At 63.8% G+C, this 26428-nt stretch carries 23 protein-coding genes and 2 pseudogenes; 7 read left to right on the forward strand and 18 right to left on the reverse strand.

Translation table 11 applies throughout. The annotated features are described in order from the left end of the window. The first annotated feature begins 101 nt into the window (after window positions 1-101). From radA to VGP39_RS17065, 6 genes are all read left to right on the forward strand, one after another. Window positions 102-1556, forward strand: a complete 1455-nt coding sequence (radA, locus tag VGP39_RS17040; RefSeq protein WP_327569273.1) for a DNA repair protein RadA — start codon at window positions 102-104, stop codon at window positions 1554-1556. A gap of 158 nt (window positions 1557-1714) precedes the next feature. Continuing rightward, the gene (locus VGP39_RS17045) at window positions 1715-2347 is read left to right on the forward strand and encodes a CvpA family protein (protein WP_327569274.1); all 633 of its coding nucleotides are present in this window, start codon (window positions 1715-1717) and stop codon (window positions 2345-2347) included. A gap of 24 nt (window positions 2348-2371) precedes the next feature. Next, window positions 2372-3898 (forward strand): amidophosphoribosyltransferase, encoded by a 1527-nt coding sequence (gene purF / locus VGP39_RS17050; protein WP_327569275.1) that lies wholly within the window; start codon window positions 2372-2374, stop codon window positions 3896-3898. A 125-nt stretch (window positions 3899-4023) separates the two neighbouring features. Beyond that, a complete protein-coding gene (locus tag VGP39_RS17055; RefSeq protein WP_327569276.1) occupies window positions 4024-4764 on the forward strand; it encodes an SDR family NAD(P)-dependent oxidoreductase in 741 nt (246 codons plus the stop codon). Between the two features lie 87 nt (window positions 4765-4851). Then, window positions 4852-6012, forward strand: a complete 1161-nt coding sequence (locus VGP39_RS17060) for a hypothetical protein (RefSeq protein ID WP_327569277.1) — start codon at window positions 4852-4854, stop codon at window positions 6010-6012. Between the two features lie 96 nt (window positions 6013-6108). Further along, entirely contained in the window at window positions 6109-7332 is a 1224-nt protein-coding gene (locus VGP39_RS17065) for an ABC transporter substrate-binding protein (RefSeq protein ID WP_327569278.1), read from the forward strand. Window positions 7333-7708: 376 nt separating this feature from the next. On the opposite strand, the pseudogene VGP39_RS17070 reads toward VGP39_RS17065, so the two are convergent. From VGP39_RS17070 to VGP39_RS17140, 15 genes and pseudogenes are all read right to left on the reverse strand, one after another. Then, a pseudogene (locus VGP39_RS17070) lies at window positions 7709-8960 on the reverse strand (TCR/Tet family MFS transporter). Between the two features lie 20 nt (window positions 8961-8980). Beyond that, a complete protein-coding gene (der, locus tag VGP39_RS17075; protein ID WP_327569279.1) occupies window positions 8981-10366 on the reverse strand; it encodes a ribosome biogenesis GTPase Der in 1386 nt (461 codons plus the stop codon). A gap of 54 nt (window positions 10367-10420) precedes the next feature. Beyond that, window positions 10421-10990: a hypothetical protein gene (locus tag VGP39_RS17080; protein ID WP_327569280.1), complete on the reverse strand. Its 570-nt coding sequence runs from the start codon at window positions 10988-10990 to the stop codon at window positions 10421-10423. A gap of 36 nt (window positions 10991-11026) precedes the next feature. After that, on the reverse strand, window positions 11027-11680 hold the full coding sequence (locus tag VGP39_RS17085; RefSeq protein WP_327569281.1) for a tetratricopeptide repeat protein: 654 nt from the start codon (window positions 11678-11680) through the stop codon (window positions 11027-11029). Between the two features lie 154 nt (window positions 11681-11834). Next, window positions 11835-12659 carry a 3-methyl-2-oxobutanoate hydroxymethyltransferase gene (gene panB, locus VGP39_RS17090; RefSeq protein ID WP_327569282.1) on the reverse strand — a complete coding sequence of 275 codons (825 nt, stop codon included), beginning with the start codon at window positions 12657-12659 and terminating at the stop codon, window positions 11835-11837. A gap of 2 nt (window positions 12660-12661) precedes the next feature. Continuing rightward, the gene (locus VGP39_RS17095) at window positions 12662-13246 is read right to left on the reverse strand and encodes an NnrU family protein (RefSeq protein ID WP_327569283.1); all 585 of its coding nucleotides are present in this window, start codon (window positions 13244-13246) and stop codon (window positions 12662-12664) included. Window positions 13247-13270: 24 nt separating this feature from the next. Beyond that, on the reverse strand, window positions 13271-13927 hold the full coding sequence (locus tag VGP39_RS17100) for a carboxymuconolactone decarboxylase family protein (RefSeq protein WP_327569284.1): 657 nt from the start codon (window positions 13925-13927) through the stop codon (window positions 13271-13273). A gap of 94 nt (window positions 13928-14021) precedes the next feature. Further along, complete coding sequence (blaOXA, locus tag VGP39_RS17105; RefSeq protein ID WP_327569285.1) at window positions 14022-14837, reverse strand: class D beta-lactamase; 816 nt, start codon at window positions 14835-14837, stop codon at window positions 14022-14024. Between the two features lie 79 nt (window positions 14838-14916). Continuing rightward, on the reverse strand, window positions 14917-15183 hold the full coding sequence (locus VGP39_RS17110) for an EscU/YscU/HrcU family type III secretion system export apparatus switch protein (protein ID WP_327569286.1): 267 nt from the start codon (window positions 15181-15183) through the stop codon (window positions 14917-14919). After that, window positions 15180-16940, reverse strand: a complete 1761-nt coding sequence (locus VGP39_RS17115) for a flagellar hook-length control protein FliK (protein WP_327569287.1) — start codon at window positions 16938-16940, stop codon at window positions 15180-15182. Before VGP39_RS17115 ends, VGP39_RS17110 begins: the two co-directional genes overlap by 4 nt. Before the next feature lie 834 nt (window positions 16941-17774). Continuing rightward, window positions 17775-18569 carry an ATP12 family chaperone protein gene (locus VGP39_RS17120; protein WP_327569288.1) on the reverse strand — a complete coding sequence of 265 codons (795 nt, stop codon included), beginning with the start codon at window positions 18567-18569 and terminating at the stop codon, window positions 17775-17777. Window positions 18570-18673: 104 nt separating this feature from the next. After that, window positions 18674-18976 carry a hypothetical protein gene (locus tag VGP39_RS17125; RefSeq protein WP_327569289.1) on the reverse strand — a complete coding sequence of 101 codons (303 nt, stop codon included), beginning with the start codon at window positions 18974-18976 and terminating at the stop codon, window positions 18674-18676. 56 nt (window positions 18977-19032) lie between these two features. Then, window positions 19033-20265, reverse strand: coding sequence for an RluA family pseudouridine synthase (locus tag VGP39_RS17130; RefSeq protein ID WP_327569290.1), 1233 nt, complete (start codon window positions 20263-20265; stop codon window positions 19033-19035). Continuing rightward, window positions 20262-21593 (reverse strand): replication-associated recombination protein A, encoded by a 1332-nt coding sequence (locus VGP39_RS17135; protein ID WP_327569291.1) that lies wholly within the window; start codon window positions 21591-21593, stop codon window positions 20262-20264. Before VGP39_RS17135 ends, VGP39_RS17130 begins: the two co-directional genes overlap by 4 nt. Further along, the gene (locus tag VGP39_RS17140) at window positions 21590-22984 is read right to left on the reverse strand and encodes a DegQ family serine endoprotease (RefSeq protein ID WP_414644702.1); all 1395 of its coding nucleotides are present in this window, start codon (window positions 22982-22984) and stop codon (window positions 21590-21592) included. Before VGP39_RS17140 ends, VGP39_RS17135 begins: the two co-directional genes overlap by 4 nt. Before the next feature lie 152 nt (window positions 22985-23136). On the opposite strand from VGP39_RS17140, the gene VGP39_RS17145 reads away from it, so the two are divergent. Next, window positions 23137-24150, forward strand: coding sequence for a zinc-binding alcohol dehydrogenase family protein (locus tag VGP39_RS17145; protein WP_327569292.1), 1014 nt, complete (start codon window positions 23137-23139; stop codon window positions 24148-24150). Between the two features lie 132 nt (window positions 24151-24282). Here the strand turns inward: VGP39_RS17145 and VGP39_RS17150 are convergent. The 3 genes and pseudogenes from VGP39_RS17150 to VGP39_RS17160 all read right to left on the reverse strand — a co-directional run. Beyond that, window positions 24283-25076 (reverse strand): annotated as a pseudogene (locus tag VGP39_RS17150) (SDR family NAD(P)-dependent oxidoreductase). A gap of 228 nt (window positions 25077-25304) precedes the next feature. Further along, the gene (rplQ, locus tag VGP39_RS17155) at window positions 25305-25721 is read right to left on the reverse strand and encodes a 50S ribosomal protein L17 (protein ID WP_327569293.1); all 417 of its coding nucleotides are present in this window, start codon (window positions 25719-25721) and stop codon (window positions 25305-25307) included. A 178-nt stretch (window positions 25722-25899) separates the two neighbouring features. Beyond that, a partial coding sequence (locus VGP39_RS17160; protein ID WP_327569294.1) for a DNA-directed RNA polymerase subunit alpha occupies window positions 25900-26428 on the reverse strand: 529 nt, incomplete at its 5' end.

Below are 26428 nucleotides of genomic sequence, written 5' to 3' on the forward strand. Positions count from 1 at the left end.
CGACGCCAACATGTTCCGGTTGGCCAGGGACGGTATCGCGCTCGCTGCGGGGTTTCCATGCTATGGAACGCGGCCTGTTCCCGATAGCGACTCACTCACCCATGGCCAAATCCGCCCTCTCCTTTGTCTGCCAGAACTGCGGTGCGGCCTATAACCGATGGGCCGGCAAGTGCGAGGCCTGCGGCGAGTGGAATACGCTCGCGGAAGAAGACACGACCGGCGCGACCACCATGCCGGTCAGTATCCGTTCCCGCCGCAAGGGCCGGCTGTTCGCGCTGGAAACGCTGACCGGCAAAAGCCATGAAGCGCCTCGGCTGTCCTCCGGCATGGCCGAACTTGATCGCGTCATCGGCGGCGGTTTTGTGCGCGGTTCGGTGCTGCTGGTCGGCGGCGATCCCGGCATCGGCAAATCCACATTGCTGACGCAGGCGACCTCCCTCCTCGCCCGTTCCGGTCATCGCGCGGTCTACATCTCCGGCGAAGAAGCCGTGGCGCAGGTGCGGCTGCGCGCCGAGCGCCTCGGCCTTGCCGACGCGCCGGTGCAGCTCGCCGCCGAAACCTCGGTCGAGGATATCGTCTCCACTTTGTCCGAGGGCGCGGTGCCGCGCCTGATCGTGATCGATTCGATCCAGACCATGTGGACCGACACGGTGGAATCCGCGCCGGGCACGGTGACGCAGGTGCGCGCCTCGGCGCAGGCGCTGATCCGTTTTGCGAAAAAATCCGGCGCCGCGATCATACTGGTCGGGCATGTCACCAAGGACGGCCAGATCGCGGGACCGCGCGTGGTCGAGCACATGGTCGACGCCGTTCTGTCGTTCGAGGGCGAAGGCTCGCAGCAGTTCCGCATTCTGCGGGCGGTGAAGAACCGCTTCGGCCCCACCGACGAGATCGGCGTGTTCGAGATGACAGGCTTGGGCCTTCGCGAGGTCTCCAACCCGTCCGAACTGTTCCTGTCCGAGCGCGATCTCGGCAGTCCGGGCACCGCGGTATTCGCAGGCATCGAGGGCACAAGGCCGGTGCTGGTGGAACTGCAGGCGCTGGTGGCGCCGACCTCGCTCGGCATCCCGCGCCGCGCCGTGGTCGGCTGGGACCCGAGCCGGCTGTCGATGGTGCTGGCGGTGCTGGAGGCCCATTGCGGGGTAAAACTGTCGGGTCACGACGTCTATCTCAACGTTGCCGGGGGCCTGCGTATTCAGGAACCCGCGGCCGATCTTGCCGCCGCGGCGGCGCTGGTGTCGTCGCTGGCGAACGCGCCGCTGCCGGTGGATGCGGTGTATTTCGGCGAGATTTCGCTGTCCGGCGCGGTGCGGCCGGTGGCGCAGACCTCGGCCCGGCTAAAGGAAGCAGCGAAACTCGGGTTCGGACGCGCGGTGCTGCCGGAATCGGCCCGCGGCGACGCCGTCGGCGACGCGGGGCTGTCCCTCAATACCGTCGCAAGCCTGACAAGCCTGGTCGCAGACATTGCCGCGCGCGGCAGCGCCCAGGGAAACCGGGAGGGCGCAAACCTTGAGAAAAATGCCACACCGGCGCGATTCCGTCGCGAAAATGGCTAAAGCGGCGTGACCTTGCCCGTTGCCGCCGCTATACAACCCGCGCGGCCGGGATGGCACGATTTCCGGCCTTGCGGCACATGCCATCTAACCGTCATTTAAGGCGGCACCGACACGCCGATTCGCGGTTCCTAGGACTTACGAGCGGACCTGACCAGCCGATGCCGATAACGATACTCGATCTTGTCCTGCTCGGGGTGATGCTGATCTCCGGCCTGCTCGCGATGGTCCGCGGCTTCATGCGGGAGATCCTGTCGATCGCAGCCTGGGGTGCCGCGGCCCTGGTCACGCTGTATGCGTTTTCAAAACTGCTGCCGACCGCCAAAACCTATTTTAACAACGACACCGTCGCCAGCGTGGTGGTAGTTGCCGGCGTGTTCATCGGCACGCTGATCGTGGTGTCGATTGTCACGGTGCGGATCTCCGACATGATCCTCGACTCCCGGATAGGCGCGCTTGACCGCACCCTGGGGTTCCTGTTTGGCCTCGCGCGCGGCCTTTTGATCATGGTGGTCGCGTTCCTGTTTTTCAGCTGGCTGGTTCCGGACAAGCAGCGGCCGGACTGGGTTAACGGCGCGAAGTCGCGCGTGGTGCTGCAGGGAACCGGCGATTGGCTGATGGCGCTCTTGCCGGATGACCCCGAGAACACCATTTTAAAGAGATTCAAGAAGAATAAGCCGGATGAAGAAACCACTGACACCGAGCCGGCTACGCCGGGCGCCGGTGATGGCTACACCAAACCTGCCCGCGATCAGCTCAAGAAGCTGATCGATGGCAAGCCGGCGGGACGCTGATTCCTCGGCAAAAAGAGAGGCGCGATGGACGAGATACAGAGCCCTTGCGACGACGCCGGACAACTGCATCTGGACCTCAAGCTTGCCGATCCGCACTTACAGGATTCTGATCTGGACGGCGATACGCTGCGCGAGGAATGCGGGGTGTTCGGCATTTTCGGTCATCCCGACGCCGCCGCCATCACAGCCCTCGGCCTGCACGCCTTGCAGCACCGCGGCCAGGAGGCCGCCGGCATCGTCTCCTTCGACGGTTCGAGGTTTCATTCCGAACGCCGGCTCGGCCTCGTCGGCGACACCTTTTCCCGCCGCGAGGTGATCGAGCGTCTCCCCGGCAATGCGGCCGTCGGGCACACCCGCTACTCCACGACCGGCGGAACCATCCTGCGCAACGTGCAGCCGTTGTTCGCCGAACTCAACGCCGGCGGTTTTGCGGTCGGCCACAACGGCAACCTCACCAACGGGCTGAGCTTGCGCCGCGAACTGGTGCGCAACGGCGCCATGATGCAATCCACCACCGATACCGAAGTGATCCTGCACCTGGTCGCGCAGTCCAAACGCAACCGCTTTATCGACCGCTTCATCGAGGCCTTGCGCGCCATCGAGGGCGCCTACTCGCTGGTGTCGCTGACCAACAAGAAGCTGATCGGCGCGCGCGATCCGCTCGGCATCCGCCCGCTGGTATTGGGCGAACTCGACGGCTGCCCGATCCTCGCATCGGAAACCTGCGCGCTCGACATCATCGGAGCCAAATACGTGCGGGACGTCGAGCCCGGCGAGATCATCGTATTCGACGAGCGCGGCGCGCAGAGCCACAAGCCGTTTCCGCCGAAACCGCCGCGGCCTTGCATCTTCGAATACATCTACTTTTCGCGGCCGGATTCCATCGTCGGCGGACGATCGGTCTACGAAGTCCGTAAAGCCTTCGGCGCGCAGCTCGCGCGCGAAAGCCATGCCGAGGTCGACGTCGTGGTGCCGGTGCCGGATTCCGGGGTGCCCGCCGCCGTCGGCTACAGCCAGCATTCCGGCGTGCCCTTCGAACTCGGCATCATCAGAAATCACTATGTCGGCCGCACCTTCATCCAGCCGACCCAGAGCGTGCGCGAACTCGGCGTGCGCATGAAGCATTCGGCCAACCGTGCCGCGATCGAGGGCAAGCGCATCATCCTGATCGACGATTCGCTGGTGCGCGGCACCACCTCCAAGAAGATCGTGCGCATGATGCGCGATGCCGGCGCCCGTGAGGTTCACTTCCGCCTCGCCTCGCCGCCGATCATTCATCCCGACTATTACGGCATCGACCTGCCGGACCATGGCGGACTGCTGGCAGCAACCCACACGCTCGAGCAGATGCGCGACATCATCGGCGCGGATTCACTGGCGTTCCTGTCGATCGACGGCATGTACCGCGCCATGGGCGAGCCCGGCCGCGATCCCGCCAATCCGAAATTCTCCGATCATTGCTTCACCGGCGTCTATCCTACCCACCTCACCGACCAGACCCAGGTCGAACCGCAGCCGCGGCAATTGTCGTTGCTGGCGGAAGCGAGCTGAGCGCAGCGAGAGCCACCATCGCTAAAGTTCGTCATGGCCGGGCTTGTCCCGGCCATACACGTCTATAAAACCTTGCGCAAAGACGTGGATGCCCGGGACAAGCCCGGGCATGACGGAGTGTTTTCATGTCCTTTCCCCTCGCCTCCCGCATCGCTCTCGTCACCGGCGCGTCGCGCGGCATCGGCTACGCCACCGCGCGGGCGCTGGCCAAGGCCGGCGCGCATGTCGTTGCGCTAGCGCGAACGCAAGCCGGCCTCGAAGAACTCGACGACGACATCCGCAAGCACGGCGGCAGCGCCACGCTGGTGCCGCTCAACCTCACCGACTTCGACGGCATCGCAAGGCTCGGCGCGGCGCTGCACGAGCGTCACGGCAAGCTCGACATTCTCGTCGGCAATGCAGGTGTCGCCGGTCCCTCGTCGCCGCTCGGCCACATCGAACTGAAACCGTGGAACGACGTGATGGCCGTCAATGTCACCGCGAACTTTCAATTGATCCGCTGCATGGAGCCGCTGCTGAAGCAATCCGACGCGGGCCGCGCGGTGTTCATCACCTCGGGCGCGGCGAGCAAGGCCTCCGCTTATCTCGGACCCTACGCGGCCTCGAAGGCGGCACTGGAAACACTGGTGCGCGCTTGGGCCAACGAAACCGCCTCGACGCCGATCCGGATCAACCTGTTCAATCCCGGGCCCATCCGGACCCGGATGCGCGCGACCGTCTTTCCCGGCGAGGATCCACTCACGCTGGACACGCCGGAGCAGGCCGCGGAATTGATCGCACCGATGTGCGCGCCCGGCTGGAACGAAACCGGCAAGTTGTACGACTACAAAACACGCAGCTTGATGAGCTTTCGCTGCCCCGCGTAGCGCGTCTGCGATTGACTCCCGCAGCTCTGCGCTATTCACTCCCTGCCAAGCGGAAAATCCGCGTTAAAGAAGTTTCGGGAGGATGCCATGACACCGATGCCAGATCGCGGTCACTCGAACCGTGCCGCCGCACGCCTTTCCAAGACCATTCTTGCCCTCGCCGCGGCTACCGCGTTGGTTGTCATGGCGGCGCTTCCGCAACCCGTGCGAGCCGGAGAGGTCCCCGCCTTCGCGGTCGATGCCGCCTGGCCGAAACCGCTGCCGAACAACTGGATCATCGGCCAGGTCGGCGGCATCACCGCCGATTCAAAGGGGAACATCTGGGTCGTTCATCGGCCGCGCTCGCTGACCGACGACGAGAAGGGTGCTGCGCTGACGCCGCCGCGCTCGAAATGCTGCGTCTCGGCGCCGCCGGTGCTGGAATTCGATGCCGACGGCAATCTGCTGCGCTCGTGGGGCGGCCCGGGTGAAGGCTATGAATGGGTCGGCCGCGAACATGGCATCGAAGTCGACGACAAGGGGTTCGTCTGGCTCACCGGCAATGCCGACAACGACAACGTGGTGATGAAATTCAGCGCGGACGGCAAGTTCGTGATGCAGATCGGCAAGATCGCGCCGACCAAAGGCAGCAACGACACGACGCAACTCGGCAAACCCGCCGAGACCGCCGTCGACAATGCCGCCAACGAAATCTATATCGCCGACGGTTATGGCAACCGCCGCGTCATCGTGTTCGATGCCACCACCGGAGCCTACAAGCGGCATTGGGGCGCCTACGGCAACAAGCCCAACGACGACAAGCAGGCCGCCTACGATCCGAAAGCGCCGGTGTCGCAGCAGTTCGGCAACCCCGTGCATTGCGTCAAGGTCAGCAATGACGGGTTCGTCTATGTGTGCGACCGCATCAACAACCGCATGCAGGTGTTCAAGAAGGATGGCAGCTTCGTGACCGAGTGGTTCTATGAGAAGAATACGCTCGGCAACGGCGCGGTGTGGGACGTCGCGGTCTGGCCCGATCCGAAGCAGAGCTATCTGCTCAGCGCCGACGGCGAGAACAACGAAATCCGAATCCTGAAGCGCGACGACGGCAGCGTGGTCGGCAGCTTCGGCCGCAGCGGCCGCAACGCCGGCCAGTTCCACTGGATTCACGCTATGGCGATCGATACTAAAGGCAACGTCTATACCGCCGAGGTCGATACCGGAAAACGCATCCAGAAATTCAAGCTGACCTCGGATGCGTTGAAATAAGTTTCGCAAGCTCGATCATCATCCCAGAGGCCCGCGCTCTTGCGCCTCGAAGGATGGCCACAGGCACTCTGACGAGAATACAAAAAGGGAATTTCCATGAGAACAACCATCGCACGGCGCGGCGCAATTGTTGCGCTCGCCAGTCTTGGACTTGCCACCCCCGCGCTGGCTCAGGACAAGACTGCCAGGATCGGCGTGCTCAACGACATGTCGAGCCTCTACGCCGACATCGGCGGACCGAACTCGGTGCTGGCGGCGAAAATGGCGATTGCCGATTCCGGCCTCGAAGCCAAAGGCTGGAAAATCGACCTGCTCTCCGGCGACCACCAGAACAAGCCGGACATCGGCGTCAATATCGCGCGGCAATGGATCGATGTCGAAAAGGTCGACATGATCACCGACACGCCGAACTCCGGCGTCGCGCTGGCGGTCAGCAATCTGGTCAAGGAGAAAAACAGCGTGCTGCTGAATTCCGGCGGCGCAAGTGCCGACCTCACCGGCAAAGCCTGCACGCCGAACACGATTTCGATCTCCTACGACACCTACATGCTGGCCAATGGCACCGGCAAGGCACTGACCAAGGCCGGTGGCGACACGTGGTATTTCCTCACCGCGGACTACGCCTTCGGCGCGGCGCTCGAGCGCGACACCAGCGGGGTCGTCACGGCGAATGGAGGCAAGGTGCTCGGTGGCGTCAAACATCCGCTCAACACATCGGATTTCTCCTCCTTCCTGCTGCAGGCGCAGGCGTCGAAAGCCAAGGTGGTCGGGCTTGCCAACGCCGGCGGCGACACCACCAATGCGATCAAACAGGCATCCGAGTTCGGCATCGTCTCCGCGGGCCAGAAGCTCGCTGCGCTGCTGCTGTTCATCACCGACGTTCATGGTCTCGGGCTGAAGGTCGCCCAAGGCCTGACCTTCACCGAATCCTTCTACTGGGATATGAACGACAACACCCGCGCCTGGTCGAAACGATTCATCGAGCAGTCGCCGAAAAAGACCATGCCATCGATGACGGTCGCCGGCGTTTATGCCGCCGTGCTGCATTATCTCAAGACGCTCGATGCGATGGGCGGCAATCCGCACGATGGCGCCAAGGTCGTGGCCAAGATGAAGGAAATCCCGGCCGAGGACCCGCTGTTCGGCAAGTCGATGATCCGCGCTGACGGCCGCCGGCTGATTCCGGCCTATCTGTTCGAGGTCAAGAAGCCGGAAGAGTCCAAATATCCGTGGGATTACTACAAGAAGATCGCCGACATCTCAGCCGAAGATGCCGCCAAGCCGCTTGAGATGAGCGATTGCCCGCTGATCAAGAAGTGAGCCGCCGATTGTCATGCCCGGCACTCGGGTCGGCTTCGCCGGCCCGAGCACATGCCATTGTGCCGGGCATCGACGTCTTCCTTTCTTGAAAACGCAAAGACGTGGATGGCCGGGACAAACCCGGCCATGACGAAACCACATTGTCCCGCCGTTCAACCGAACGGGGAACTTTCTTTTGCCGTGCGAGTTTCGGTTAAAACCTGGAGCTCTCGATGCAGGCCGTCGTCGATCGCGTGGGTGTTTACCTTGAAGCATCCGAATCTCGGATGAAGAGGCCGAAGCCGTTCGCAAGGAAGTGACGGCGTTGCGGCCGGGCTGCTGGAAAAATACAAGGACCAGCTTGCCCGCCGGACGCTGGGCGGCGCCGAACGCTAGATTAGGATAAACCTTCGGCTCCGGTTTGACGCATTGCCGCCAATACGCGCGCCGCGATCACCAATGCCAGCAGCAACAATACCGAGGCCAGCAGGAACGGCGCACCCGGCAGTTTCAACGGCGCATCGCCGCCGATGAAATACGCAAACGTCAGCGTAAACAGAAACGGCCCGACCAGCTGGGACACGCTCTGGACGCTGGTGGTCGCGCCCTGCAGCGCGCCCTGCTGATCCGGCGAAACAAGCCGGCTCATCAGCCCCTGCGTGGCGGCATTGGCGATACCCCATAAGGCCAGCACCGGAATGCCAAGCCAGAACAGCGGCCCGGTCGGAGCCGCACCAAAAATGAGAAAGCCGACGGCACCGCATCCGAGTCCCAGCAGCAACGCCCGTCGTTCGCCGAAACGCTTGACGATCGGCCCGATCGCAGCACCCTGCACCACCATTGCACAAATGCCGACCATCGCCAGTGTCAGGCCGACCGTCTTCTCATCCCAGCCATAGCGATAGGTTGCGTAAAGCACGAACGTAGAGGGCAACACCACATGCGCCACCTGGCCGATGAAAGTCACTACCGAAAGACCCGCAAGCACCCGGTTGGATCGCAGCAGTTTCAGCGCGCCTATCGGATTGGCGCTGCGCCAGCGAAACGGTGAGCGCCGGTTCTTCGGCAGCGATTCCGGCAGGATCAGCACGCCATACAGCGTGTTGGCAAAGCTCAAACCCGCAGCCACCCAGAACGGCAGCCGCGGATCCATGCCACCGAGCAGGCCGCCGGAGCGCCGGTCCCAGAATAAAGCCCGCGCCGAAGGCAACGCCGACCTTGCCGAACACCGCGGCGCGCCGCTCCGGTGGCGTGACGTCCGCCAGGTAGGCGAACGCCGTCGAGACGCTTGCCGAAGTGATACCGGAAATTACTCTGCCTACGAACAGCCAGATCAACGAAGGCGCCAGCGCCATTAAGACATAATCGAGTGCGAGGCCGAGATTCGACAGCAGCACCACCGGGCGCCTGCCGAACCGGTCCGACAACCCGCCCAGAATCGGCGAGAAGAAGAACTGCATCAGCGCCCAGGCAGTGCCGAACAGGCCAAAAATTCGCGCAGCAGTTGCGGTATCGTTATCGACGAAGCTTTCGACCAGCTTGGGCAACACCGGCATGATCAGGCCGAGCGCGAACATGTCGAGCAGGATGGTGACGAAGATGAACGCCACCGCGGCGCCGCGCGGCGGGTTTATCAGCGGCGCTTCGATGACATTCGCCGGCTCTTCGCTCACGATGGCCGCTTGCGCTTGTGGGCGAACGGATTGGCCTTCTCGCGCAAGGTGATCCGCACCGGCGTGCCCGGCAGTTCGAAGAAGCCGCGCAGGCTGTTGACGAGATAACGCAAATAGGATTCCGGCACCGCATCGGCGCGCGAGCAGAACACCACGAAACTTGGCGGGCGCGCCTTGGTCTGCGTGATGTAATTCAGCTTCAGCCGGCGGCCCGACACCGCCGGCGGCGGATTGGCATCAACGGCCTGTTCGAACCAACGATTGAGCGCCGCGGTCGGCACCCGCCGGTTCCACACCGCATAGGCTTCCTCGATCGCGGTCATCAGGCGGTCGATGCCCTCGCCCATCAGGCCGGACACCGCGACGATCGGCATGCCCCTGACCTGCGGCAGCAGATGATCGGCGTCGCTGCGCAGCGCCGCGATCAGGCTGGATTGCCGCCCCATCAAATCCCATTTGTTGACCGCGATCACCAGCGCGCGGCCCTCGCGCTCGATCAGGTCGGCAATGCGCAGGTCCTGCTCCTCGAATTTGTTCTGCGCGTCCATCACCAGCACCACCACTTCGGCGAAGCGGACGGCGCGCAATGCGTCGGCGACCGAAAGCTTTTCCAGCTTCTGCTCGATCCGCGAGCGCCGCCGCAGACCCGCGGTGTCGAACACCCGAAAATCCCGGCCCTGCCAGTTGATCTCGACCGAGATGGAATCGCGGGTGGTGCCGGCTTCGGCCGATGTCAGCAGCCGCTCCTCGCCCAGCAGATGATTGATCAGCGTGGATTTGCCGGCGTTAGGACGACCGACGATGGCGACCCGAATCGGGCGCTTCGACACATCCTCGTCGGAGCCGATGATGTCATCGTCGTCGTACTCTTGCTCTTCCTGCACCGGCTCCGGCATCAGCACGCGCAGCGAATCGTAGAGATCGCTGAGGCCCTCGCCATGCTCGGCGGAAATCTGGATCGGCTCGCCGAGGCCCAGTGCGTAGGATTCCATCGCGCCGGCCTCGCCGTGCTTGCCTTCGCTTTTGTTCGCCACCAGCACCACCGGCTTGTTGGCGCGACGCGCGAAATCGGCGAACGAACGGTCGTTCGGCGTAAGCCCGGCGCGCGCATCGATCACGAACATCAGCGCGTCGGCCAGCGCGATCGCGGCTTCGGTCTGCTCCTGCATCCGCGCGGTCAGCGAGCCCCTCGCACCTTCATCAAGGCCCGCGGTATCGATGATGGTGAATTCGAGATCGCCGAGCCGCGCGTGGCCTTCGCGCCGGTCGCGCGTAACCCCGGGCTCGTCATCGACCAGCGCGAGCTTTTGGCCGACCAGCCGATTGAACAGCGTCGACTTGCCGACATTGGGCCGGCCGATGATGGCGATGGTGAAGGACATAAGCGATCCGTGCGCCCGTTACGAAGCGCCTGTCAATGCGATGATAGCGCGATCTCAGCGCTGGAATGTGCCGCTGGGCATCGGCGCCGGGAATGGCGAAGCAGATTGTTGCGGCTGGGCCGCGGGTTGCACCGCCTGCTGCGCAGGCTGGTCCGGTGGCGGCGCGGTGGTGCGCCGGCGCACGATTTTCTTGGACTTGGGAGCCGGCGGCGCCGCGGCGGTAGAGCCCTCTTCCTCGGGCGCGGCTTCGCCATCCGGTGCCGGCGCTTGCGCGGCATCCTGCGCGGGCGCGGCGCTGGCGGGCTGCTTGCCCTTGCCCTTCGATTTGGTTTTCGATTTCGGCCCTTCGACAGCTTGCGCAGCCGCGGCGGCGGCCTGGGCGTTTTGCTGATCGATCTGTTCCTGAGCCGAACCCTTGTACAAATTCTTCGGCACGCCCTGCTCGAGGCCCGGCACGCCGTCGGGGAAGACCGGCTTGCGTTCGCCCGGCAGTTTCTTCTTTGTATCGAGAAAATCGAGCAGATCGGTCGGGTCCCAATTGCTCAAGCCCGAACTGCAGCCGGCCAGCGCGCCCGACAGCGCGATGGCGACGAAGGCGGCAATGAGACGTTGCGGGCGGCGCATGGACGGTTTCTCGCTCAACTCTTTTCAGCTCTAGTGTCAGCTTTTGGCGACCGGCGGAAGCAGGGCTTGCAGCGCTTCGGCGCGCGAGCGCAAACTCGCCGGCGTCCCGCCGTCGTTGGCGATCATGTCGAGCCACTGCCGCGTCGCCGTGGCATCGTTGGCGCGCCAGGCGGACAGCGCAAGCAATTCGCGCGCGGTATGACGATAGGTCGCGCCCGGCGCCGTGGCAGGCTCCAGACGCTGCAGCATGTTGTTGTAGCCGGTGGTATCGAGCAGCAGGCCGGCCGCGCGAATCCTGGCGAGATCCTGATCCGGCGCGGCGACGCTGCGATCGGCAGCAATGTCGTCGTAGAGCTTTGCCGCACCTTGCGGATCGCGCGTCGCGACCTCGGCAGCGGCGCGCAGCCGCGACAACATGCGATAGCCGTATGGTGCGGTAGCGGCGAGCTTCGTGAAAGCCGCTTCGGCCTCGGCGTGCTTGTTCTGCTCGGAAAGCTCCGCCGCCGCATCGAACGCGGCACCCGCCTCGGCGGCCTTCTTGGCTTCCAGATACTGATAGCCGCGCCAGCCGCCCACCGCGGCGACGATCAGAATCGCGCCGGCGATGATAAAGATCGAATACCGATCCCACAGCTTCTTGAGCTGTTCGCGACGCACCTCCTCGTCGACTTCATTAAATAATTCAGACACTTAAAGCTATCCCGTTCCCCGATTGGCCACGCCGACCGCTTACCCGTGCCGCTTGCCCAATTTCGATATCGCGGCGGCGATAGCCTAACGATATGGCGGCGGCAAGGCAAAACCCGCCGCCTCAAAGCGTTAACGATGCTGGCCCCCTGCCCACTCAGCTCTTGGTCTTCATGCCGTAGACATGCTCCGGTCCCGGGAATGCACGCGAGCGCACGTCGGCGGCATAGCCCTCGATCGCGGCCTCGATCATGGAGCCCAGATTGCCATAGCGGCGGACGAATTTCGGCGTGCGCGGCGAGAGGCCCAGCATGTCCTCGAGCACCAACACCTGGCCGTCGCAGGCCGCACTTGCCCCGATCCCGATGGTCGGAATTGCCACGGACTCGGTGATCTTTCGCGCCAACGGCTCCGCCACCGCCTCGATCACCATCGAGAACGCGCCGGCATCCGCAACCGCGCGCGCGTCATTTTCGATGGGCTGCCAAGTGCTCTCGTCGCGGCCCTGGGCGCGAAACGAGCCGAGCGTGTTGATCGACTGCGGCGTCAGGCCGATGTGTCCCATTACCGGAACACCGCGCTCGGACAAGAACGCGATGGTTTCCGCCATCCGAGCGCCGCCTTCAAGTTTGACCGCGCCGCAATGGGTTTCCTTCAGGATCCGGACCGCGGAGTGAAACGCCTGCTCCTTTGAAGCCTCGTAGGAGCCGAAAGGCATGTCCACCACGACGAGCGCGTGCGTCGAGCCGCGCATCACGGCATGACCCTGCAGGATCATCATGTCGAGCGTCACGGGGACGGTGGTCTCGAAACCGTGCATCACGTTGCCAAGCGAGTCCCCGACCAGAATGACGTCACAGTAGCGGTCGACCAGCGCTGCGGTGTGCGCATGATACGAGGTCAGCATCACGATCGGCTCGCCGCCCTTGCGCGCGCGAATGTCCGGCGCGGTCTTGCGCTTGATGGTTGACTGCACCGACATGTCTAAACTCCGACCACGGGAACGCCGATCACGACGGGATGAAACGCGAAGGCAAGCGCAAGATACGCGACGATGCCGACCGCGATGGCGATCATATCATTGGCCGGGCCGCCCACCGGAATCGGCGGCGCGCCGGCGTCACTGCGTCGTTTCAGCGAGATGCGGTCGAACACCGCCCATCCAAGGAACGAGCCGAACAGGATGATCGAGCCGAGGTCGCCGTTGGCGACGAGATGCGCGGCTGCCCACAGTTTGACGCCGGCCAGCATCGGATGCTTCAGCGTGGTATAGATGCGGCCGCGAATGTAGGACGCCACCACCAGGATCACCGCGGGCAGCATCAGCGCCACCGCGATGTGCTTGAGGGCAACGGGCGGATACCAGAGGTCGATCCAGCCGGTCGCGCGATAACGGGCAAAACCCCAGATGATCAGCGCGAGGCCCGCAGCCGAAACCAGCGAATATCCGATCTTGTAGCCACCCTCGCCTGACGTCGCGATGATCTGCGCGCGCACCTCGCGCCGGGTGGTCAGCGCATGAACGCCGAGAAACAGCACCAGACCGAGGATCATCACCAGAAGTCCCATGAACCATCCTCGCAAAATGCCGGCCTACTTTTCGCCGGCCCTGAATGGCGGCTCCTTGCCGGGCGGCACCGTTTCTTCCGCCATTGCCAGCAACATTGCAACCATGACATAGTTGCCTGCGACCGCCGTCAGATCCACGATCTGCTGATCGTTGAAGACCTTCTTCGCGCGCGCAAAAGTCTCGTCCGAAACTTTTTGCGTGGTCGTAAGCTCAGCGACGAAATCGTACACAACGGCTTCATCCTCGGCCATACCGGACGGCCGCTTGCCGGCCTTCAGCTCGGCAATGACCTCCGGCGACAGCCCGGCCTTCGCCGCCAGCGGCGCATGCGCATACCATTCGACCTGCGAACGCCATTGCCGTCCGATGATCAGGATCGCGAACTCGTTGAGTTTGGTCGGGACCGAGGTCTGCCAGCGCAGATAATAAAACAGGTCGTACAGCCGCTGGCCCAGCACCGGGCTGCGGATCATCGGATTGTAAGGTCCACCGAGGCCGACGCTCGACACCTTCATTATCTGTTCGCCAAGCGGCTTCTGCGCCTCGTTGAGCTGATCCATGGTCAGTTGCGGAAACCGAGGCTCTTTGCTGGTCGCGGGCGCGGCGAACATCGTAGCGGCGAACCAGCCTCCGGCCGCGGCAGCGACCAGGGACGACATCCAGACTGAAGCTGAATTCATGGGATTTCCTCCTTGCGTTTTTTATAAGCGCAGGAAATGCTAATCCAGCCGCGCAGCCCGCGCCAGCCGTATGACGGCGTATCGGCAATGCCGATCAAATCCCGCCGATATCGGCCAGGCACTGTTGCGTTAGCTTCATGCGATCGGCGACATGGCGTGGCTCGCGAATATCCATATTGAGCGCGAACACGGTCTGCGCGCTGCCCTTCTCGGCCCAGCCGACCAGCCAGCCGAGCGACGGCTTGCCGAGTTCGGCGCCAAGCAGGCCGGATTTTGCGCGGATTGCCGCATCGCCGAGTTTGGTCACCGGCAGGATATCTCGGACCAGATCCTGACTGCGCCTGGAGACCGGCAGCACGCCGCGGCGCAACCGGTCGACGAAATCGATCTGCTGGATCGGATCGATGCGCATCTCGCCGGTCAGCCAGAACTGATCGATGCCACCGCCGATATTGCGGTTGCCGTATTCGAACAGGTCGACATATTTCTGCATGCGCTCCGTGCCGATGCGGCGCGCGATTTCCTGATACACCGGCACCGCGGAAGCCGCGATCGCCGAGCGCAAAGTGTGGTCCTGATTCCACGCCTCGATGCTGCGCTTGACGCCGTCCCACTTGAACACGTCGTTGTCGGGATCGCCGACTACGCCGGTTTCGAGCGCGATCAGCGAATTCGGAATCTTGAACGTCGACGCAGGCAGCAACGCTTCCCCCGAGCGGTCCTTGTCGCTGGCGATGATCAGATAGCCGTCGGTCTTGTAGCCGACGAAGGTGCCGACCGTGCCTGCGTCCGTAAAACGCTTGGCGAGATCGTCGCGGATTTCGCTGCGCTGCGGCGCGACGTGAGCGACCGCGCGCGGCGCGATTCCCGCGGCGGTAATGAGACCGAGAATGAGACGGCGATTGATCAAGGCGGCACCGGTGCGATTAGAACGGCCGCAACGATGCGCGGGGCATCGTGGTAAAACAATGACGCCGACAAGGGGAATTCTAGCGGATTTGGCCCGACAATCGCAGCACGAAAATCAGCACTTCGGCAACGGCCTTGTAGAGTTCGGCCGGAATTTCGTCGCCGAGTTCGACGTTGGAGAGCGCGCCCGCCAGCACCTCGTTCTCCTCGATCGGAATGTCATGGGCTTTGGCGACTTCGATGATCTTCTCACCGAGGCTGCCCCGGCCCTTGGCGACGACGCGCGGCGCACCTGACTTGTCGTAGTGCAGCGCGACCGCGAGCTGGCTGCTGGTCTCCACGCTCATAGCGCACGATCCAGAAAATGCCCGGCCGGCGCCGGTGTCGGTTGCGTCGGCGCGCCGTCGCGGATCACGATATCGCCGGGCCGCAGTTCGGCGCGGCTCAGGGCCCGGCTGAGCTCCGTGGCGCCCGCGCGCAGCTGTGTCGCCGTGGCCGGCCGCTCCGCCCACATCCGCACCGAGGTCGTGTCGCCCGACAGCGATATCAGCGCATGAACGGGGCCGGCAGGCTCGACATCGAGCGAGAACCGCGCCCGCCACACCCGCTTTGCGGTATCGCTCGCGCGCGCTATCCCGTCGCGCGAAATCTCGAATTGCGCAATGGCCGTCCCAGCCGGTGTCGCGAACGGGATCTCGAAATTCCATCGTGGCGTGGCAGGATCGGTGCGCGGACCGGCAATGTCGGTGCGATCCGGCAACGATGCCACCTGCAGCAATGTCTGGCGCGCAATGGCGGCGTCGGTGTCGTCAAGCAACTGCTGCACCGTCGCTGCCAGCGGCACATCGGGTGCGAGAGACGCCGGCACGACAGGCTGCGCCGCCGGCAGGGCACCGCGAAACGGCGGCGGCGGCGTAGTGGTGCGCGCCGTCACCACGTCATCGCTGCGCGGCGTGCGCGGCGATACATTTGCCGATGGCAGCGGGTCGAGCGGAGCATCGGCATTGAGCACCAGCTTCGCTGCGGTGCCGCTTTTTTGCGGGATGGCCCGAAGCGCCTCCTGCAGGTGGTGCAATACTGCACCCGTCGTCGCGGCGCGCGTTCCAGCGTCGGCATTCGGCGACATCGGTGCTGCGGTAAAGAGGCGGCTGCTGCGGTTCGATTCCGGGAAATCGTCCGCGACCGGCAGACGCGCCTGCGGCAAAAAAACTTCCTCCACGTCGATTTCCGATGTCAACGATGGCGCAAGTGCCGGCGACGCGGCGGTCTGCGGCTGCGGCGTAGAACCGGCCGCAGAGACAGACACTCGTGCAGGCCGTTGCGGCAGCTGCGTAGCCGGCGCCGATACGCTTTCCGGTGGACTGCCAAGCGACAGCAGCGTTTGGCGAAGCACCAGCAGCGCCGCCTTCAGATCGGGCACGCCGACCCTTGGCGACGGCGCTACATAATCGGACGCAAGCGATGACTCCAGAAAGAGGCCGGAGCTTTTGAAAGCGGCTTTAACGCCGTTGCCGGTGAGGTTTTGATCGAGGTTCGGCCGCAACGCCAGCAACGGCGCGACCGCCTGGTGCAGTTTTGCCGGAATCGCGTCGGAAACCCCGACAGCCCCGAGATTTGCAAACAACGGCGCCAGACTTTTCTGCCGTGTGGCCGCGGTCTGCGCCGCCGCGGATACCGCAAGCGCCTGCAGCGGCGTTAGCGGATTTTTTGGCGATGCCGCGCCCGCAACTGGTTTCGCCGCGGCGGCGGCCGGAGCATCCGGCGCGAGGCTGCCCGGCTTCGGCGAGGCGATGTCAGGCGACACCACAGCGTCGATCACCGGTGCTGGCATGCCTGCACTGCTCTGCGCGAGGCCCTGCCCGACCACGGCAAGCTTGATGCCGCCTGGCGTCTGCGACACCGCAAGCTGCAGGGTTTGCCCGACCTGAAGCGGGATTTCCGAAAGCACCTCGATCGACAGATTGGCAATCGCAATCCGTACCAGATCGTTGGCCAGAATTTTCAGCACCTGCGCGTCGATCACGGTGCCGGGCTGCAGCACGACATCGGGCGCCGCACCCTCGGCGGCAATCACCGGAAAGATCGGATTGATGGAAATCGGCATGCTGCGGCCTCGGCTCGGGCGCAGACTACGCAAGCGTCGTAAACCATTTGTTAACTGGAAGTGCTCCGTGCCCCGGACGCAGCGCAGCGCGATTTCTTAACCTCTCCCCGCTCTTTCGCGGGGAGAGCTCGAAGCCGAAGCGCAGCGAAGGCTTCGGGTGAGGGGCGAGGCACCGCGGTAAATCCAATCGACGGACTCTCGGGTCGTGCTTGTTGAGTCGCAGACCTTCCGACCCGATAGGCCTTCGATTTGGCAGCTCAGTGCCTGGCCCCTCACCCGCCGCGCATCTGACGATGCGCGTCGACCTCTCCCCGCGAAAGAGCGGGGCGAGGTTAAGAGCTGCCTCGCTTCAAATTTCGATTCGACGATTCAAACAGCCAAGCTTTCGCATTCTCGCGGCGCGATGCGTCCGAGCTTTGCCAATCCCTCGCGAACCCAAGCGAGGGGGTGGAGCGGCGGGAGGCGCCAGGGCACCAGCGGGCACCCTTGAGGCGGGAGTAACGTACCCACCTCGCGCGGCAAGGTGAACCGCGCGCGCCCAAGGCAGGCGCTGCGCCTCCCGGCGCTCCACCTGGCCACCAGGCCTGTCAGCCGTTCCGGGGCGCCCCGGTCCGGCCAGCTTTCGCTCCGTCCTTAAGGATCGCTTCTAGAAAGCGCCCTCATCGGACAGGACATGGAATATATACAGCGATCTAGGAATTAATCAATAGGAATTCTTGGGTTCCGCAAGATATTTTCGCGGTCTCGGCGAATGCCGGCACCATAACTACCGCTGCTGACGAACACCGGCAAAAACTTCGCCGCCATCCTTCAAGACCCGCGCGCAGGGAGCGCTCAGGATGATGGGGAAGATGCGCGGCTCAAGCTCGCGAGCACGCCGGACGCCGCCCTGAAATCCAGGTACCGCGCGAGGCGGCGTCCTGCGACTTCCTCGTCGACGCCCCAGTGCTGGATATTCCAGTCTTCATCGACATGGGCGGCCGCCCAGACCTGATCCTCATCGAGCGCGCCGCGTATCAGCGCGAGCGCCAGCAGCGCGGAGCCCGTCAGCGTCGTTACCATGTGAAGCGCGGCGATCGACCAGGGATCGGCCGGCAGCGCCGCCCGCGCCGCGGCGACGGCCTGATCGGGCTGGCGCACATACACGATGCCCTCCGTGAGAATGAAACGGGCGCCGAGCGCATCTGCGGCCCAGAACATCACGGGATCCCAATGCTCGGCTTCCAGCGCCACCAAAGCGTCGGGATGGCCGGCGCGGTAGAACAGCAAGTCGGAGTGAAAGTATCTTGCGATATCATCGGCGACGGCCTCGACGCGGCTTGCGACCGCATCGATCACGGTGTTCGCCAGCCGCGTCAGCGGCATCGTCGCAAGATCGATGATCTCCTTCTGCGCATCCCATTCCGCGGCGATGGCCTCGGCAATCTCGTGGGTCGGCGCAGTCACCAGCCGCTTTGACGGAGTGCGGACCGGCTTGCCATCGAGCGTAACGCCAAAACCCTTGGGCGTCTCGGAAATGCCGGCCTGCGCGTAAAAGCGCTTGCGCTGAGGTCCGCGCGTGGTGCGCCGGACCGCCTCCTCCGGATCAAGCGGCGAATGGCCGGCGACTTCATCGAATAGTTCGCGCATGCAGCTTCCGTCTGTTCTCATCTGGATAATATGCTCCAGACAGTACGATAAGGATTGGCGCAGATAAAGCCTCTCACATGCAAACCGCAATGGCGGCTTTATGATCACTGATTGGCGCAGCTCCGCGAATATGCGGTGCGCTCATCGGGTCCAAGCCCCGCCGCGGCGCCTTCGTCCAGACAGCTGTTGATGCGGTCGCCGAAGGAGCCCCGTCCGGGCGGCAGCACGGTCGGCTGCGAGGGCGGCGCATCCATCTGCGGCACCACCGGCACTTCAATTTTCGGCGGCGGCAAGGGCGGTGGCGGCGGCGGGCTGAATTGCGACGCACCCGGCGGCAGCATTTGCGCTTGACCCGCGTTCAAGACAACGAGCGCCACGATAACCGCGCCGACATAAAGCGTAACCATCGGTTTCCGTATCATCGATGACATGTCGTCATGCGAGGCGAAAACCGCAAGCTAAATTATTCTTCAGGCGCGTTCTCGATCGGATCGAAGCGGTCCGCTTCCAGACCCAGCAGGTTCCAGGATTGCAGCATATGCGGCGGCAGCGGCGCAGTGGCGTCGATGAAGCCGCCGCGCGGATGCGGGATCACGATGCGCCGTGCCAACAGATGCAGCCGGTTCTGCAACCCACCCGGCAACTGCCAGTTCTCCTTGTTGAAATATTTGGGATCGCCGACGATGGCATGGTCGATATGGGCCATATGCGCGCGCAATTGATGGGTGCGCCCGGTCACCGGTTTCAGCGACACCCAGGCAAGCTTCGCCGCGGAGGTCTCGACCACCGCGTAATAGGTCACGGCGTGGCTGGCGCCTTCGTCGCCATGGGCGGCCACGCGCATGATCGAATCGTCCTCGTTCTCTTCCTTGGCAAGATAGGTCGAGATGCGGCCCTGCTTCGGCTTCGGCACGCCGGCAACCAGCGCCCAGTAGATCTTTCGCGCCGAGCGATGACGGAACGAGCCGGTCAGCGCCGTCGCGGCAAAGCGGGTCTTGGCAACCAGCAGGCAGCCCGAGGTCTCCCGGTCGAGCCGATGCACCAGCCGCGGACGTTGCCCCTTGGCATCGCGCATGGTCTCCAGCATCTGGTCGACATGCCGCGTGATGCCCGAACCGCCCTGCACGGCCAATCCCGCGGGCTTGTTCAGCACCATCACGTCGTCGTCCTCGAACAGGATCATGTCCTTCAGCGCGTCGTGGGTTTTCTTCGAGGCTTCGGAAAAACTTGCCGCGGCCTTCGGCGCATCGAGTTTTAATGGCGGAATGCGGACGCTTTGTCCTTCCTCTAGTCGATCCTTGCTGTCGGCGCGCTTGCCGTTGACGCGCAGCTCGCCTTTGCGGACGATGCGCTGGATATGGGAGAACGACAGGCCGGGAAACCGCGCCTCCAAAAAACGATCGACGCGCATGTTGGCTTCGTCCGCCGTCACGGCGACGGTCTGGACCTTTGTGGGCAACGGCGGCGGCTCAGCGCGTTCCTTTGCCGCGGGGATACCGCTTCTGCTGCCGTCATCCTGAGGCGCGCGAAGCCGCGCATCGAAGGATGAGTGCTCGGCACCGCCCTTCGAGGCTCGCTTAGCTCGCACCTCAGGGCGACGGCGGGCCTCTTTCGAACCGTCCCGATATGGTTTTGCGCCCTTGGGGCGATCACCGGCGGCGCGTTTCGCAAGGGGTCGTTTGACGCGCCGGCTCATGATGTCTTTCCGCTTCTCAATTTCGCCCAGTAATCCAGCCGCTTGCGAATCTCGCGCTCAAAACCGCGGTCGGGCGGATCGTAAAAGGTCTGGCGGCCCAATGCTTCCGGGAAGTAGTCCTGTCCGGAAAAGGCTTCCGGTGCGTCGTGATCGTATTCGTAGCCGCTGCCGTAGCCTTCCGACTTCATCAATTTGGTCGGCGAATTCAGGATGTGTTTTGGCGGCAGCAGCGAACCGCCCTCCTTCGCCGTGCGCATCGCGGCGCCAAATGCCTTGTAGGCCGCATTGGATTTCGGCGCGGTGGCGAGATAGATCACCGCCTGCGCGATGGCGAGTTCGCCCTCGGGGCTCCCCAGGAAATCATAGGCGTCCTTGGCGGCATTGCAGATCACCAGCGCCTGCGGATCGGCGAGCCCGATGTCCTCGACCGCCATGCGGACCACGCGCCGCGCCAGAAACAGCGGGTCCTCGCCGGCATCCATCATACGCGCCAGGTAATACAGCGCCGCATCCGGGTCGGAGCCGCGCACCGATTTATGCAGCGCCGAGATCAGGTTGTAATGACCGTCCGCGGACTTGTCGTAGATCGGCGCGCGGCGCTGCAGGATCTCCTGCAGCTTGACGGCATCGAAGCTCTCGCCTTCGCGCGCGGCGCGCCAGCCTTCTTCGGCCAGCGTCAACGCGGCACGGCCATCGCCATCGGCCATCCGCACCAGCACGGCGCGCGCTTCATCGTCGAGCGGCAGTTTCTTGCCCTCGATCTTCTCCGCATGCACGAACAGTTTTTCGATCGCGTCCGCGTCGAGCGAGTGAAACACCAGAACCCGGGCCCGCGACAGCAGCGCGGCGTTGAGTTCGAATGACGGGTTTTCGGTGGTGGCGCCGACCAGCACCACGGTGCCGTCTTCCATCACGGGCAGAAACGAATCCTGCTGCGCGCGGTTGAAGCGGTGCACCTCGTCGACGAACAGCAGGGTGCCCTTGCCCATCTCGCGGCGCGCGCGCGCGGCGTCGAAGACTTTCTTCAGGTCGGCGACGCCGGAAAACACCGCGGAAATCTGCTCGAAATGCAGCTCGGTGGCATCCGCCAGCAGTCGCGCCACGGTGGTTTTGCCGGTGCCGGGCGGGCCCCAGAAGATCAGCGAACCCAGCGTTCGCGTCGCCAGCATGCGCGTCAGCGCGCCGTCGGGCCCGAGGATATGATCTTGCCCCACGACATCGGACAGGGCGCGAGGACGCAGCCGGTCGGGAAGCGGATGCGGCGCATCGTTCTCGAGGCCAGCGGCCGCGAACAGGTTTTCGGCCTGGCGTGGGCGTTTCGGGCTCATCCGCCTAATGTGACGTTGATCTGCTGGCCGCCGCGCACCACGGTGATGCGCCAGAGCCGGGCGGATTCGCGCGTGGCCTTCTCGAGATCGCTGGTCTTTGCAATCTTCTGGTTGTTGACGGCGAGGATAATGTCGCCCTTCTGGAATCCGACGCTGGCGGCCGTGGCATTGTCAGCTAGATCGGTCACCACGACGCCTTCGGTATTCGCATCGAGACGTAATTCCTCGGCGACTGCGGGCGAAATGTTGGCGACCTTGGCGCCCTGGAACGGCGAACGCGTTTTGATCACGATCTCGTCGCGCCCGGTATCGGGCGCGGTCTCCAGCGGGATGTTGAGTTTCACCGTTTTGCCGCCACGCTGCACGTCAATTTGCGCGGACCCGCCGAGCGGGCGGGTCGCGAAGCGATAATCGAACGCGTTGGGATCGTCGACAACCTGGCCGTCGATCGCCACGATCAGGTCGGACAGTTTCAGGCCGGCGCGCGCGGCGGGACTGCTGGCGGCGACATTGGCCACCAGCGCGCCGGTCGGCAGCCGCAGCCCGAGCGTCTCGGCGATCTCCGGCGTCACCGCCTGCAGCCGCGCGCCGAGCCAGGGCCGCTTCACCGCCTTGCCGCCGCTCTTGGCGGACGCCACGACGACGCGCACCATGTTGGCGGGAATCGCAAAGCCGATGCCCTGCGAGCCGCCCGAGCGCGAGAAAATCGCGGTGTTGACGCCGGCCAGCCGCCCGGTCATGTCCACCAGCGCGCCGCCGGAATTGCCCGGATTGATCGCGGCGTCGGTCTGGATGAAGAACTGGTAGTCGGTGATGCCTACTTGCGTGCGCGCCAGCGCCGAGATGATGCCGTGCGTCACCGTTTGGCCGACGCCGAACGGGTTGCCGATCGCCAGCACGATATCACCGACCAGCAGTTCGTCGGAATTGGCAAAATCCAGCGTCGTGAATTTCTCTTTTGTATCTTTCAGGCGCAGCACCGCCAGATCGGTGCGGCTGTCCTTCAGCACGATCTCGGCCTCGAATTCGCGCTTGTCCGACAGCGATACCTTGACCTGATCGGCGCCTTCGATGACGTGGTTGTTGGTGACGACCAGACCCGACGGATCGACCATCACGCCGGAGCCGAGCGAGCGCAGCATCTGCTCCGGCTGCTGGCCGGGCACCCCGAAGAAGCGGCGGAAAATGGGATCGTCGAGCAGCGGATTGCGGTTTTGCACCGTTTTGGCGGCATAGACGTTGACCACCGCCGGCTGCACGCGCTGCACGATCGGCGCGTAGGACAGTTTCACATCAGCCGGAGAGGCCGGCACCCGGCGGTCCTGCGCCACGGCCTGACCCATCGCAGCCATCATGACAAGGATCGCCGCCCAAATACGAAGAAAGCTCATGAATAGAATCCCGGAAATCGATCGAATGAATATAGGCTTTTCACCGTTCGAATAGAAGTGACGGCGTCCTCAAAACCTTGCAATTCCGCCGTAAAATGGCGCCTAGTGATCCTTGAGCGGCGGCTGGCCGCTGCATGCGGGAGAAACGCCAAATGAAGGCCGTCGGTTACAAGAAATCCCTGCCTATCGAGGACGCGGAATCGCTGGTTGATTTCGAGGCCGCGAAGCCGGAACCGCGCGCGCGCGAACTCCGCGTCGCAGTCAAGGCGGTGTCGGTCAACCCCGTCGACACCAAGGTGCGCAAGCGCGCCGCGCCGCCGGAAGGCGAGACCAAGATTCTCGGCTATGACGCCGCCGGCGTGGTCGATGCCATCGGGCCTGACGTCACCTTGTTCAAGCCCGGCGACGAAGTGTTTTATGCCGGCTCGATCCAGCGCCAGGGCACCAATTCGGAATTCCATCTTGTCGACGAGCGCATCGTCGGCGCCAAGCCGAAGACGCTGTCGTTCACGCAGGCCGCGGCACTTCCGCTGACCTCGATCACCGCCTGGGAATTGCTGTTCGACCGCCTCGCCGTGCAGCCGGGCAAGAGCGCCGATCCACGCACGCTGCTGATCGTCGGCGGGGCCGGCGGAGTGGGGTCGATCCTGATCCAGCTCGCGCGGCGGCTGACGGGGCTGACCGTCGTTGCCACGGCATCCCGGCCGGAGTCGCAGACATGGTGCCTCGATCTCGGCGCGCACGCCGTGATCGACCATGCCGGGGCGATGAAGGAGCAGATCGAGCAACTGAAATTTCCGCCGGTCGCGCTGATCGCTGGCCTCACCGCCACGGACCAGCACTACAAGGCGCTGGCGGACCTCATCGCGCCGCAGGGAAAGTTCGGACTGATCGACGATCCACCGGAGTTCAACGTCGCCGTGTTCAAGGGCAAGGCCGTTTCCATCCACTGGGAGTCGATGTTCACCCGATCATCGTTCCAAACTGCCGACATGATCGCGCAGCACCATCTGCTGAGCGATGTCGCCGACCTGATCGACAAGTGCGTGCTTCGCACCACGCTCGACCAGACTTTTGGCGCTATCAACGCCGCCAACCTCAAGCGCGCGCACGCGCTGATCGAATCCGGCAAGTCGCGCGGCAAGATCGTGCTGGAGGGATGGTAGAAGCCGTAGGGTGGGCAAAGGCGCTCTTGCGCCGTGCCCACCATCTGACGCGGTTGGATGTTGAATGGTGGGCACGCCATCGGGGGCGCGTTCGCGCGACCCGATGGCTTTGCCCACCCTACGAAATCTTTTTTATGCGATCGTCTGCACGATGCCGCCCTCGGCACGAAGCGCCGCGCCGTTGGTCGCCGAGGCTTCCTTCGAACTGACATAGACCACCATATTGGCGATTTCCTCGACGCTGGCCAAACGCTGCAGCAGCGAGGTCGGACGAAACTGCTTGACGAATTGCGAGGCCGCTTCCTCCACCGACTGGCCGTTTTGCCTGGCGAGATCCTTCACAAAGCTTTCGACGCCTTCGGACATCGTCGGTCCCGGCAGCACGGAATTCACGGTCACGGCGGTGCCGCGGGTCATCTCGGCGAGGCCCCGGGACACCGCGAGCTGCGCGGTCTTGGTGACGCCGTAGTGGATCATTTCCTTCGGAATATTAAGCGCCGATTCCGACGAGATGAAAACGACGCGGCCCAGTTGCGCTTCAGCATTCCCTGCAAGTAAGCGCGCGACAGCCGCACGCCGGACATCACGTTGACCTCGAAGAAGCGCGTCCAGTCCTCGTCCGGGATGCCGAAAAAATCCTTGGGCTCGAAGATGCCGGCATTGTTGATGAGGATGTCGACATCCGGCAGCGCCGCGACCAGCGCGTCGCATCCCGCCGCCGTCGAGACATCCGCGGCGATGCCGCGCAGCTTGCTCTGGGGCACGGCCTTGGCAAGCGTGGCAACCGCGGCGTCGACCTTGGCCGCCGTCCGCCCGTTAACGACCACGCTTGCGCCCGCCGCGGCGAGGCCCTTGGCGACCGCGTACCCGATTCCGGACGTCGATCCCGTGACCAGCGCCGTCTTTCCCGAAAGATCGATTTTCATGCGATGTCTCCATCCTCGATCACGGAGATATCGGGTGCAACGGGCGGCACCGCAATCGCCGGATGGCAGCTGCTCAATAAACAGGTGGCGCTTGCGCCACTTGTCATTGCGAGCGAGGCGAAGCAATCCAGTTCTTGACGCAGACTGGATTGCTTCGTCGCTGCGCTCCTCGCAATGACGAAAAAAGCGGCGCCCAGGCGCCGCTTTTTTGAAACCAACCCAAATGGCTTACGCCGCTTCCGCGGGCTTAGACAGATCCGGGCCCGAATCCAGGCCCTTGGCATCGACGTCGCGGTCGACGAATTCGATCACCGCCATCGGCGCGTTATCGCCGTAGCGGAAGCCGGCCTTGATGATGCGGGTGTAACCGCCCTGGCGGTCCCTATAGCGGGTCGCCAGCGCGTCGAACAGCTTGCGCACCTGATCCTGGTCGCGCATCTCGCTGATGGCCTGGCGGCGCATCGCAAGGCCGCCCTTCTTGCCGAGCGTCACCAGTTTTTCCACGATCGGGCGCAATTCCTTGGCCTTGGGCAGCGTGGTGACGATCTGCTCGTGCTTGATCAGTGCCGCGCACATATTGGCGAACATCGCCTTGCGGTGCTCGGCGGTGCGGTTGAGCTTCCGATGAACCTTGCCGTGACGCATGTCTTGTTCCTCAAACCTTGTTCTGTCGCGACGGCTCGTCGGACACGGTGCTCAGGTGGGCTTCCTGCGTTCGCCCTGCAGTGATCCTTCGAGACGCGGCCTGCGGCCGGTCCTCAGGATGAGGCCTCATGGTGAGGAGCGGACAAAGTCCGCGTCTCGAACCATGAAGACGTTTCGCTCAGTAATGGTCCTCAAACCGCTTGGCCAGTTCGTCGATATTCTCCGGCGGCCAGCCCGGCACTTCCATGCCGAGATGCAGACCCATCTGGGCCAGCACTTCCTTGATTTCGTTGAGCGACTTGCGGCCGAAGTTCGGGGTGCGCAGCATTTCCGCTTCCGACTTCTGCACGAGATCGCCGATATAGACGATGTTGTCGTTCTTCAGGCAGTTCGCAGAGCGCACCGACAATTCCAGCTCGTCGACCTTCTTGAGGAAGGCCGGGTTGAAGGCGAGATCGGGAATGACCTCGGAAACGACTTCCTTGCGCGGCTCTTCGAAATTCACGAACACGTTGAGCTGATCCTGCAGGATGCGCGCGGCATAGGCCACCGCGTCATCCGGCGAAATCGCGCCGTTGGTCTCGATGGTCATGGTGAGCTTGTCGTAGTCGAGGATCTGGCCCTCGCGGGTGTTCTCGACCTTGTAGGACACCTTGCGCACCGGCGAGAACAGGCTGTCCACCGGGATCAGGCCGATCGGCGCGTCC

This window comes from Bradyrhizobium sp. (assembly GCF_036009065.1).
Taxonomy (GTDB): domain Bacteria; phylum Pseudomonadota; class Alphaproteobacteria; order Rhizobiales; family Xanthobacteraceae; genus Bradyrhizobium.